8 protein-coding genes are annotated in these 12,351 nt (G+C 63.5%); all 8 read right to left on the minus strand.

The features are described 5' to 3' along the window. Positions 1-126: 126 nt before the first annotated feature. On the minus strand, positions 127-1,002 hold the full coding sequence (locus H0921_RS02540) for a hypothetical protein (RefSeq protein ID WP_194536435.1): 876 nt from the start codon (positions 1,000-1,002) through the stop codon (positions 127-129). Between the two features lie 276 nt (positions 1,003-1,278). Beyond that, positions 1,279-3,207 (minus strand): 1-deoxy-D-xylulose-5-phosphate synthase, encoded by a 1,929-nt coding sequence (dxs, locus tag H0921_RS02545; protein ID WP_194536436.1) that lies wholly within the window; start codon positions 3,205-3,207, stop codon positions 1,279-1,281. 78 nt (positions 3,208-3,285) lie between these two features. Continuing rightward, the gene (locus tag H0921_RS02550) at positions 3,286-4,191 is read right to left on the minus strand and encodes a polyprenyl synthetase family protein (protein ID WP_315851829.1); all 906 of its coding nucleotides are present in this window, start codon (positions 4,189-4,191) and stop codon (positions 3,286-3,288) included. 488 nt (positions 4,192-4,679) lie between these two features. Further along, complete coding sequence (xseB, locus tag H0921_RS18450) at positions 4,680-5,051, minus strand: exodeoxyribonuclease VII small subunit (RefSeq protein ID WP_194536437.1); 372 nt, start codon at positions 5,049-5,051, stop codon at positions 4,680-4,682. Beyond that, positions 5,048-6,445 (minus strand): exodeoxyribonuclease VII large subunit, encoded by a 1,398-nt coding sequence (xseA, locus tag H0921_RS02560; RefSeq protein WP_194536438.1) that lies wholly within the window; start codon positions 6,443-6,445, stop codon positions 5,048-5,050. The genes xseB and xseA overlap by 4 nt, the downstream gene beginning before the upstream one ends. A 67-nt stretch (positions 6,446-6,512) precedes the next feature. After that, complete coding sequence (locus H0921_RS02565) at positions 6,513-8,201, minus strand: ArnT family glycosyltransferase (protein ID WP_194536439.1); 1,689 nt, start codon at positions 8,199-8,201, stop codon at positions 6,513-6,515. Between the two features lie 140 nt (positions 8,202-8,341). After that, positions 8,342-9,445, minus strand: coding sequence for an alanine dehydrogenase (ald, locus tag H0921_RS02570; RefSeq protein WP_194536440.1), 1,104 nt, complete (start codon positions 9,443-9,445; stop codon positions 8,342-8,344). A gap of 322 nt (positions 9,446-9,767) precedes the next feature. Then, positions 9,768-12,293, minus strand: a complete 2,526-nt coding sequence (locus H0921_RS02575; RefSeq protein ID WP_194536441.1) for a YXWGXW repeat-containing protein — start codon at positions 12,291-12,293, stop codon at positions 9,768-9,770. Positions 12,294-12,351 lie beyond the last annotated feature (58 nt).

Raw genomic sequence — 12,351 nt, forward strand, 5'->3', positions numbered from 1 at the left:
CCTAGAGTTTTCGCTGGAATGGGGCTTTCTGCCTTTCCGTCCCCTGTTGCTGACCTTCCGTTTCCTATTGCTAATCCTCCGCCCCCTGTTGCTAACCTTCCGGCCTTGTTGAAGTGGGAATTGGCACTATGGTTCCCGCACCAGTCGGAGATGTTCCCCCTGCCCGAAGGCCTCCTGGAGCAGGACCTTGCCATCCTGGCAGCGGACCCAGGTGCGGGCGGCTAAGGTTTCCTCCCGGCGGTACTCAATGACCCAGCAGAGGATCTCGCGGCGGTCCCACGTGAGGGTCCGTGGTTCGGAGAGCACCTCTCCCACGAGGGGCGCCGGGGCCACGGCCGAGGGAAGGGATAAACCATACTCGGCTGCCGCGGAACGCAGCCACTCGTGCAACGCCGTTTGCAGGGGGTTGTCTTCGTGCACCTGCCAGCGCCGGCCCGGACGCAGATTGGCTAAGCGATTGACCGGCAAAAGTGGATTGAGCGGTTGGCCCCGCGCCACCGGTGTGGTAGGCAAGCGGCGCGTCCCTGATCCCCACGGCGACTCCCAGGACACCACCGGCTCAAGCTGGCCGTTCACCACCTGCCCCGCCAACTGCACCGACACTTTCAGCCGCAGCCCCACGACGTGTACCTCCATTTGGCCGCGCATCTTCTGTTCCACCAGATCACCGTTCCGCGTCAGGCGCATGTGCAGGTCCAATTGCGGCACTTCCACCTGGACCCCCACGGTCGAAAGCTGCACCTGGCGATAGAGATGCTCAAAGAGAAAGGTGTCGTCCGCCTCCTGGTAGCTGATGTGCGTGCTGAGCCGGCCGATGGGTTGGTCGCCCCGCCAGATCGTCCAGCGTGCAGGGATGGCCTGAGCGGCTTCGTCAGCCAAATCGATGGCCACCACCGGCGGTCCCTGGCCCCGAACATACGGCTCCCAATCCCGCCAGAGGGAATAACCGGTCACGACCAGCCAGGCACAGGTAATCCCCAGGACGGCAATACGCGACGGCATGGGCGGCTTCCACGGCTGCGAGGTTCCGAGGGGATGGTTCACCTATGCCATCATATCTGGCTCCAGACAGGAACGTCGATGCCAGCTCACAGGCGGGAAGGCGGCGCTGGCAGAACATTGGCCATCCGGGCCTCCAGGGAACGAAAGCGTGGCCGGAAAGCGGGAAAGCGCGCCGCCGCTGAGAGCGGTGATGCTGCGCCCCTACTAGTGCTGCGCGAGCAGGCTAGGGCCGATACGCCCCAGATCGTGGTGTCAGCAAGCAGAGGAAGCGCTGTGTCAGTGCTGTGCGAGCAGGCAGGGGTCATCACGCCCCAGATCGCAGTGCCGGGCACGGACCAGAGCGACGAGATGCTCCACACTCAAGCCACAGTCGGCCAGCAATTCGCCGCGTTCACCATGTTCGATGAAGCGATCGGGCAAGCCAGCGCGGACGATGTTACGAGTATCGAGTCCCGCGGCGTTCGCTGCTTCCAGAAGGGCCGAGCCGAAGCCGCCCTCCAGGGTTCCTTCTTCCACGGTGATGACCAGCGGCACAGTTTCGACGACCCGCAGGAGGAGGTCCTTGTCCAGGGGCTTGGCGAAGCGGGCGTTGATGACGCCGATGTCAAGGCCATAGTCTCGCAGGCGTCGGGCGGCAGCCACGCATTGGCTCAGTAAAGCGCCGTAGGCGACGAAACAGCCATCGCTGCCCCAGCGGATCACCTCGGCCTTGCCCCATTCGATGGGCGGCGGCGGACCGTCCCGCTCGACACGCTCCAGATTCGCCTTGGGATAGCGTAGGGCGATCGGGCCATTGTGCTGGAGGGCAAAGTCGAGCATCGGCTGAACATCGGCCTCATCCCCCGGTGCCATGAGCGTCATGTTGGGGAAGAGGCGCAGATAGGGGATGTCGAAGGCTCCGTGATGGGTCGGACCATCTGGGCCGGAGAGTCCCGCGCGATCCATGCAAAAGACCACCGGCAGATTTTGCAAGCAGACTTCCTGGAAAATCTGGTCAAAGGCCCGCTGGAGGAAGGTGCTGTAGATATCCACGATCGGTTTGAGGCCGCCCTTAGCCAAGCCGGCGGCGAAGGCCACGGCGTGGGATTCGCAAATCCCCACATCGTAAAACCGGTCCGGGAACTGCTCGCGAATTTTCTCCAGCTTGTTCCCCTGGCACATGGCCGCGGTCAGCACCACCACGTGCGGGTCCCGTTGCATCGCCGCGTAGATGGCGGCACTGACGGCATCCGTGTAGGTCTTGCCGCCTCCCTTCTTGAAGGCCACCACGCGACCGGATTGGGGATCGAGTTTCTCGAACACCGGCGGGGCATGGTAGGTCACCGGATCGGCGGCAGCCTGTTCCACGCCGTAACCTTTCACCGTGAACACATGGAGAAGGATCGGCCCTTTCTGGGTCTTGAGGTCGCGCAGGATTTTGCGTAAGCCGGGCAGATCATGCCCATCCACTGGCCCGAAGTAACGGAAGCCCAGCTCCTCGAAGAGCATGCCATGTTTGAGCATGGCTTTGACGCCGTCGCGGAGCTGTTCCAGAGCGCTCTGCGCCATCGGGCCGAGCACCGGGATGGCGTGCAGGAATTGGTTAAGCCGCCGCTTACTGCCCTGGTAGAACTCGGTCATGCGACACTGGTCCAAATAGCGGGCTAGCCCCCCTGTCCGCGGGCAGATCGACATCTTGTTGTCATTGAGGATGACCAGCACATCCTGGCCCATGCCACCGATGTTGTTGAAGGCTTCAAACACAATGCCGCTGGGCAAAGCGCCATCGCCGATGACAGCCACCGCCTTGCGATCCTTGTGCCCCAAGTGATCATCCGCGGCTTTCAGGCCGGAAATGCACGAGACGCTGCACCCCGCATGGCCGGTCATGAACAGGTCGTAGGGCGACTCCGCAGGGTTAGGGAAGCCCATGAGGCCGCCTTTGGTGCGGATGGTGTGGAAGCGGTCGTAGCGGCCGGTGATGAGCTTGTGCGGGTAAATCTGGTGGCCGGTGTCCCAAATCAGGCGATCTTTGGAGAAGTCAAAGGTCAGATGGAGTGCCAAGCACAGCTCGACCACGCCCAAGTTGGAGGCGAAGTGGGCGGGCCGGGTGGTCAGGACCTTGATCAGTTCCTGGCGGATTTCGTAGGCCAATTCCTGCAATTCCTCATCGCTCAGGCGTTGCAGGTCGGCAGGGGAGTGAATCTGCGGCAGAAGCCTGGCCATAGGAGCACCTCGCGGCAACGTGGGCGGGTGACGGCAGAACCGCAGCGGTCCTACGCCGTCGCAACCGTCCTTGGGGCCTCAACGTTCCCGAACGATTACGTGCTGGACCAGTTGCTCCAGTTCCGGGCTGCCCAATGCAGCCGCAGCCTGTTGCGCTATCTGGCCCAATTCTATCACCCGGCGGCGGGACAGCTCCACTCCCACCAGGCCGGGATAGGTCAGTTTACCGCGCACCGCGTCTTTGCCGAGACGCTTGCCGGTTTTTTCTTCCGATCCCTGGACATCCAGCAGGTCATCCGTGATCTGGAAGAGCAGGCCCAAGGCATCCGCGAAGGTGTCCGCACTATCCGGTACGCGGAACGGTCCCTCTGGCGGCAGAGCGCTAAGCCATCCCAGACGGACGGCAGCACGGATCAGGGCGCCCGTCTTACGCCGGTGCAGCTCTTCCAGGGCGGCTTGTGTGGGCGGCTGCGGTTCACAGTTCAAGAGGCGCCCTTCCGCTTGCAGGTCAAGGGTCTGCCCGCCGACCATCCCGGCAGCTCCCGCGGCCTGGGCCAACTCCAAGGTGCAAACCGCAGCCAACGACGGCGCATAACCGGCGGCCAGCACTTCAAAAGCGCCGGTCAAGAGCGCGTCCCCTGCCAGGATCGCCAAGGCTTCCCCGAAGACCTTGTGGCACGTCGGCCGGCCCCGCCGCAGATCGTCGTTATCCATCGCCGGCAGATCATCGTGGATGAGGGAGTAGGTGTGCACCATCTCCACGGCGCAGGCAGCGGGCCAAACGTTCTCCCCGCTTCCCCCCGCGGCCTCGTGCACCAGCAATGCAAGCAGTGGGCGCAGGCGTTTCCCCGGAGCCAAAAGACTGTACGCCCCGGCCTCGCGCAGAATCGGCGGGGCCGCAGCACTGACCCGTCCCCAGTGTTCGCGCAGGGCTGACTCGATCCGCTTCAGCCGCGGTTCCATCCGCATCCAGAAATCGACCACGCTATCTCCCCGTTCCTTGCGTCTTCTCTCTCCCTCTGCTCCCTCTAGGCTGTCCGACTCCAGTTTCCCGGATGTGTTGGCCTGGCCTCAGGCATTCTCCTGGCGTCCAAGGCTCGGTCCGCCTTATGCCGGCGCGTCGTGCCCTAGCAATTCCACTCGCTTACGGCCGTTTGGGCTTTGCTTTGGTGCGTCCGCACTGGAGCCATCGCTTTCAGAGTCATTGATAGCCAGACGGCGAGCAAGGAATAGCAGACGCGGCGATTTTCCCTCTTCTCCGCCGCCTTGGTCTCCGTTACGTCTCAACGGAACCAGGAGTTACTGCATTACCACCCCCGCTTCCGGCCGTCCCACTGCCTCCCCTCTGTCCCCCCGCCTTCCGGCTGTCGTCGATTGCCCAACGCATCTGCCCGACCTTCCGGCTGTCGTCGATTGCCCAATCCCTCCATCCCTGGCAACCTCCGCCCCATGACTCCGACTCCGACTCCTACCTACTCCGACTCCGTTCGGTTGTCCTGCTGAGGGTCGGTCACTCGCCATTCCTGGCGTGTTTGGACTAAGCGTGAGGTATGGTCGAAAGGCTCCAGGCGGGGTTCGCCGTGTTCATCGACGCCGGCCAATTGCTGGACTTTCCGTTCCGCTTGCTGGAGCAGTTGGCGGCAGTGGCGTAATAGGGCCAGACCCCGTTCATAGTCGCGCAGGGCGTCTTCGAGGCGGTCCTGTCCTTGTTCCAAGCGGCGGAGCACCGCCTCCAGTTGAGCCAGGGCGTCTTCAAAGTGGAGGGATACTTCCGGGGAACAGGACGCCTCCGGGGCAGGAGATGTTTGCGGGGAACGGTCCGCCTCCGATGGCCGTTGACTCATGGTTCCTCCTGGGTTTGAACCGCGGGGACAGTCACGCTGGATTCCGGCGAAGGTGGTCTCGCGGACGTTGGGGCAGCGGGGGACGCAGGATCGCTTTCTCCCTTCTGCACAGGACTGGTTTCTCCGTTCTCAGCCAGCGAAAGGGGGGCGGCGTCGGCTCGCACGTCCGTGACGGTACTGGTAAAAGCCCCTTGGGCCAGCCAGGTGCGTACGGTTTGTCCGGGCTGGAGTTGCCGGGCGTGGCGGAGGATTTGCCCTTCGGCAGTGACGGTGAGGCTGTAGCCGCGTTGCAGCACGCGCCAGGGGGAAAGGGCTTCCAGGCGTGCGGCAAGGTGGTCGCAGTGCTGCCGGGCTTGCTGCCACTGGCGCCTTATGGCGGCGGGCAAGCGGTCGGATAACTCATCGAGCCGCTGCTCAAGCTGGCGGAGGGCACGTCGGGGTTGGCGCCAGCCGGGGTGGCGTGCCAGCCGTTTCAATTCCTGGGTGCAAGACTTCATGCGGTCGATGATGGCCTGGTGCAAGCGCTGGGCCAGGTCTTCCAGCTCGCGGAGTTTCTCGGAGCGGTGGGGAACCACGCGCATCACCGCTGCGCTGGGGGTCTCGGCCCGCTCATCGGCGACCAAGTCCGCGATGGTTACATCGATCTCATGCCCGACGGCAGACACGATCGGCACCTGAGACTGGTAAATGGCCTCGGCCACTTCCAGAGTGTCGAAGGCGGAGAGGTCCTCGCTGCTGCCGCCCCCGCGTGCCAGAATAATGACATCGAGAGGTAAATGGCCAGAACGATGCAGTTGATTCAACTCGGTGAGGGCCTCGGCTAGCTCCTGCGCCGCCCCGTCTCCTTGCACCGTACTGTGGCGGACGATCAATTCTGTGAGCGGCCAGCGCTGGGAGAACAGCTCCAGCATGTCCCGTACCGCCGCTCCATATACGCTCGTCACCAGAGCCACCCGCCGCGAATACGGGGGGAGAGGCCGCTTCCGCTCGGCGGCGAAGTAACCCCGTTTCCGCAATTGCTCGATCAGCTCTCGCTTCCGCTGCGCCGTGGTCCCTAGCCCGGCTTTCTCCAGCCGCAGCACCTGCAATTGCATCTCACCGCGTCGCTCAAAGACACTGACTCGCGCGCAGGCCACCACCGCCATCCCATTCTGGGGCGTGAAATGACAGCGCAAATTGCTCCCACGGAACATTACTGCTCGAATCTGCGCCTCGTCATCCTTGAGTGTGAAGTACCAATGCCCACTAGCCTTGTGCTCCGTGAAGTTACTGATTTCCCCTTGCACCCAGACTTTCGGATACGTCCCTTCCAGCAGGCCGCACAATTCCCCCACTAGCTCGGAGACCGAAAGCAGTTCAGGCCACGATTCCGGCCTTGGGACTTGGTCAGGCATGGGCATTCTCTGCAACAACATTTGGAAGGGGGCGTAACGTCCCGGTTCCCTCACTCCCTAGCGTATCTTACGGGGTATGGTCCCCACGCTGGCTGGTTTCCGCTCCCCTCAACGTTTCCAATCGCGGCTGGTACTGCACGAGGATCAGCGGATCGCCTTGCTGGTCGTGCAATCGGGCGAGCAGGCGGCCCTGACCGCGCTGCTGCCACTGCTCCCACTCCGCGGCGATCAAAGCCACATAGGCACCTTCCGCTAAGGGGAAGTTCCCGCGCCAGCGCCGCACAGGCCGGGCATAGTAGAACAAGACGCCATCGTCCTTCAGTTTGTCTATATACAAAGTTTCATGTTCGGGAACAATTGTTTGCAACTCGGCGGCGATGGGAACCGGGTTGCGCCGGGCGGCCCGCTGCGGTAGGACGATCTCGACGAAGACCACCTTGGCCAGTACGCCGCCCAAAAGCAGGGCGAGCCACCCACGGTGGAGCCACTGGGTGTTGGCGCGCCATCCCCACGGCACACATCGGCCGGACATACCGCTGACCTTTGCGCACTGCCGTAGTTGTGCTGCCTGGCGCCGTACTACGTCCCGCAGCAGCAAGTATCCGCCCAGCACGCCCAACCCCGCCATCGCAGGCAAAATGGGAAGGACGTAGCGAACATTGTGATTGGGCACAAGCGTCCAGAAGAGCAAATTCGGCCAGACCCAGCAATGGAGGAACAAAGCCAGACGCCGGGCGGACGGCGGAAGGCGGCGGTGATAGCGCGGAGACAGCATCAGGAGAGCGGGGAGCGACAACGGCAGCAGGGCTGCCCCCACCCGCAGGGGAAAGGCCAGCCCTTCCAGGAGGGACCTCCCCGAACGGCTGCCCTGGGGGAGCAGACGGTACGCCGCCTCCTGACGCAGAGTTTGCAGGAACGTTTCCGGCCCCACGGCTTGCATGACCGCCCCGGCCCAGAGCAGACACAAGCCCGCGGCCAGGACCAAGGCGAACCACGGCGCCCAACAGCGCCAAAGCCTCCACTGCCCACTCCCCCAGGCGAAACTGGTTATGGTGAGGAGGAAGAAGGCGGGCGCCGTCCATTTCGTCAGCGTCCCCGCTGCCAGGCAGAAGGCAGAAAGTGCCAGATAGCCTCGATGCCAAGCGGGTCGACTGGCGGTTTTCCCGATTGTGGAGGCTACGGGTTCCTTCGAGTTCGGAGCTGCCGCCTGACTTTCCGAGGTCCTGGGCTGGGCGCGATACCAGGCCGCCAGTGCCAGCGTCACCCAGGCGGTGAGTGTCATATCGATTTCCGCACTGGGAACCTTGTCCAGCCAGAGCAGGGACAGCGGCAGGGCGAGCACCCCTCCCACTCCCCAAGCGGTGAACCCCTCCCGATGCCAAAGGAGGAAACACGCCGCCAGGACGGACCAAGCCGCTACAACGGAGGGCAAGCGGGCGGATACTTCCGTGACCTCTCCCCACGGTAGCGAACAGAGGACAATCGCTAAGTAATGCCCCGGCGGCTTGGTCAGAAACGGCTCGCCATAAAGGACGGGATACAGCCAGCAGCCCTCCTGCCAGCAGCAGCGAGCCACGACAGCCCGGAGAGCTTCGGTCCGGTACAAGGGTCCAGTGTCGATGCCGTAGAGGGTGAAGAAGCCGCCCCAGGCGATCAGCCCGACAATCAACCCTGTCCTCACTCCCCAGGGGGGTAGGCAAACGGGGAACCGCCATGCTCTGAGCGGGCCGATCCGTAGCCTCCACGCCTCGCGCATCCTCCTGGCCTCCTTGCCCACTCTGCCCTGCGAGTAACTCTCGGACCCCTCTCCCCTGCCCTGGCGATCTGGCACTGGCTCTTTTGGCGAATTGCCTGGGGAAGCCCTGGGGAGTGTATCCCCCTCTATCGCGGTCACCCTCACGCGAGCGGGACGTGCTTCAAACCGAAACTCTCCGCCACCGCGGCATTGGTGATCTGACCGGCGTGGATGTTCACTCCGGCTCGTAAACCTGGATGCTCCCGTATGGCCTGCATCACTCCGCGATTGGCCAGGTGCAAAATGTACGGCAGCGTCACGTTGGTCAGGGCGTAGGTGCTGGTTCGGCCCACGGCACCGGGCATGTTCGTCACGCAGTAGTGCACTATATCGTCCACAATGTAAGTGGGTTGGGCATGAGTGGTCGGGCGGCTTGTTTCGAAGCAGCCTCCTTGATCGATGGCCACATCCACGACCACGGCACGAGGCGGCATCAGCTTGAGGTCCTCTCGCCGCACCAAATGCGGAGCCTTCGCCCCGGGAATCAGCACAGCACCGATAATCAGGTCCGACAGCCGCAGGCATTCCAAAATGTTGTGCCGATTGCTGAAGACCGTCGTGACATTATTCGGCATGGTGTCATCGATGTAACGCAGGCGGTCCAGGTTGATATCGAGAATGAAGACATTGGCTCCCAGCCCAGCGGCCACGCGGGCGGCATTGGAACCGACCACGCCAGCCCCCAGGATAGTCACCGTCGCCGGCGGCACACCCGGAACACCGGCCAGCAGAATGCCCCGACCCTCGAACGGCCGCTCCAGATATTTCGCCCCTTCCTGGATGCTCATCCGCCCAGCGACTTCGCTCATCGGGGTGAGCAACGGCAACCGCCCGCGTTCGTCCTGGATCGTCTCATAGGCGATCGCTGTGATCCCCGAGCGCAGCACCGCTTGAGTCAGTTCCGCATCGGCAGCGAAGTGGAAAAAGGTGAACACCGTTTGACCTGCCTGCAACAGCGGCCACTCCTGCGGCAGCGGTTCCTTGACCTTGACCACCAACTCAGCCCGCCGCCACACCTCCGCCGCACTCGGCACAATCTCCGCCCCATGCTGGGCGTACTGCTCGTCGCTGATGCCGCTGCCCAAACCCGCACCGCTCTGGATCAGCACGCGGTGGCCGGATCGGGTCAGCTCTTCCACCCCCGCCGGCACCAGCGCCACGCGATACTCATCCGCCTTGATTTCCTTGGGCACGCCGACAATCATCGCTGTCCTCCCCCCGCCGGAATCCCCATTCCCTCGGCTCCCCCACCGCCTTGACGCAGCGGGTGGACTATTGTCGGCAGAAAGCAACGCCCTTGGCAAGGGGAATCCGACGGCTTGCCCCAAACGCCCTCAGCGGCCAATAGATACCGGGTTCCACCATAAGGAAATCGGGAAACAAGGAACTCTGGCAGCAAAAAGCGACCACACTCGTCAGGGCATCCTCAGCGGTTTCCCCAACGGCGGACCCACAACACGAATCCGCAGGAGCGGGCCAGGAGTCGACACGAGAAGGAAAAAGCAGGCCGTGGGACCGGGGGAATCGTCATTGTCGGCGGCGGGGCGGGCGGCGTGTGGCGGGTGCGGTGCCCTCTTGGGGCCGGGCGGGAGTACCCGACGGCGGAAGCGGAACACGCGTCACCGGAGCTTTGCTCAACGGCGGCGGAATCGAACTGCCGGATCCCTTCAGCACCGTCTGAGGCGGGAAATGGTTCCTCGGCGGCAACGGTACGTATCCCTTGGCACCCTGCACGTTCGGCGGCATCCCCGGCTGACCGCTCGGCCTGGCAAGCTCCCGCCGCGACACCGGTGGAAGAGGGGAAGGCGTTTGCCACGGGACACGCGCTGCCGGAGGGGGATCCGTTAGCCGACGAACACTATCGGGAACCGGTGTAGGGCGCCCGGAAAACGGCGGAGGTGTTAACCCGCCGGGCGAAGGCACACCCTTCGGTTCGATCTTCGGATCCACCTTCCCCTTGGGATTTGGCGGCGGAAGCGGCACTCCCTTGGGATCCACCTTCCCCTTCGGATCAATTGGGAGAGGCGGCAGACCCTTCGGATCAATCTTCCCCCTGGGATCAATCGGAGGGAATGGTACTCCCTTCGGATCCACCTTCCCCTTCGGTTCTACCGGTGGCAATGGTAAACCCTTCGGATCAATCTTCCCCTTGGGATTTGGCGGCGGAAGCGGCACTCCCTTGGGATCCACCTTCCCCTTCGGATCAATTGGGAGAGGCGGCAGACCCTTCGGATCAATCTTCCCCCTGGGATCAATCGGAGGGAATGGTACTCCCTTCGGATCCACCTTCCCCTTCGGATCGACTTTACCCTTGGGATCGACCTTGGGATCAATCTTCCCTTTCGGATCGACCTTGCCCTTCGGATCGACTTTTGGCTCGATTTTCCCTTTGGGATCAACCTTCGGTTCCCCCTTCCCCTTGGGATCAATCTTGGGTTCGACCTTTCCTTTGGGATCGACTTTGGGGTCCGTCTTCCCCTTGGGATCGATCTTGCTCTTGGGATCGACTTTGGGGTCGATGCCGGGCGTGGGGCGTGCGGAGCCGGGAGGCGGCGGGGGCGGTTGCTTTTGGACGGGCTGTTTGAGCGCGGGGCGGGCGAGGTCCGGGGGCAGTTGCAGCTTGACGCTACGGACAGCAGCGGGCGGGGTTTGCTGGCCGCCCTTGCCACCAAGCGGGGTTTTGACTTCCAGCTTGGCCCGTTGCGCCGCCAATTCTCGGAACTGCCGCACCTGCTGGGCTTCCCGCTTGCGGACTTCCGCTGTCAGCGGGCGTAGGCCGACCTCCGGTTGCAACAGCGCCGCTGTCTTGAGGGGGGCCACCATCGCTAGCGGCGTTACGTCGGTCTTGTTCACCACCACGCTGCGATTGACCACCGTGATGTTGTTCGTGACGTTGCGAATGTTGGTCTTCGTGATGTTGTTGATGATGGTATTCTGTTGGACGAGGTTGACGGGCGGGCGCGGCACATCTCCTCGGAAACGACCGACGTAGAGTGTGCTCAGGCCGTTGAGCCAGGCCGGCTGATCCCGATAGGCCAGGGAGTAGTAACTCCAGAGAGGGTCGTAACCCCAGGTGCGCCCGATGCCGAAGCCGAGGGCGAAGCCGCCACGGGGGCCAAAGCGCCCGCACCACGCGTAGAACCCAGCGTCCATGTAGCGGGGGCCGAAGTAATCCCCGAAGAAGTAGCAGCCCCACCCCCGGCGAACGAAGAGAGCACCGAACAAGGCCGGTTCACTGACAACATAGACCGGCGTATACACGAAGGCGGGGCGGCGCCACAGAATGGGCCGGATCAGCACCGGAGCAAAGAGCACGCCGCGCGCGGCCAAGGGATAATCCCAATACCCCGGCACAAAGACCCAGCCCAAGGGGGTCCAGCGGTAATGCGCTGGCACCCAGACCCAGCCGGGGCGGTATTCCCACCAAAAGCCAGGCCGCCAGACGTACCGTCCTCGCCAAACCCAGTAACCCGGCACGTAAAAGTAAGCAGCACCGGGTGCGGGAATGCTCGGCCCCACCTCAATGCTCGCGGGCGGCTCCGGGAGATATTCCACTTCTGCCGCGGCGGTCACCGCCCCGCCCGCTGCTTCCACCGTCGCGGTCGTCTGCCAGAATCCGGGCACCCACTGCCAGCCGCCATCCACCGCCCGCCACCAGCCAGGCACCCACACCCGTCCCGGAGGCACCACCCGCCAAAAGCCGCTCACCCAGAGAAACTGCTGCTCCTCTTCATCCCAGTGCCAATAGCCGGGAATCCAGACGACGTTGTCCCCCTCCGGCTTCTGATCCGGCGGCAACTCCTCGATCGGTTCCGGCGGCTGCTGGGGCACCACCGGAGAAGGCCGAGTGTCCTCCGCGGGAGTGGCATAGGCTTCGTGCACCGGTCCCTTGGCTCGCACCTCAAGCCCTTCGGGCAGTTCCTCCTCGACCGGCTCTTGGAACGCCTCCGCCACTGCCGCCGAGGACCATGCCTCCTGCGGCACACTGGCGAGCAAGATCACCAACACGCTCAAACTGACCCACGCCAACCAACGGGGGAGAACGGCAGACATGACGGATTCCTCACAAGGGGTCCAAACGACGCTGCTTGCGGAAAAGGATGGCTTGCAG

It is taken from the genome of Thermogemmata fonticola (genome assembly GCF_013694095.1).
In the GTDB taxonomy this organism is placed as follows: domain Bacteria; phylum Planctomycetota; class Planctomycetia; order Gemmatales; family Gemmataceae; genus Thermogemmata; species Thermogemmata fonticola.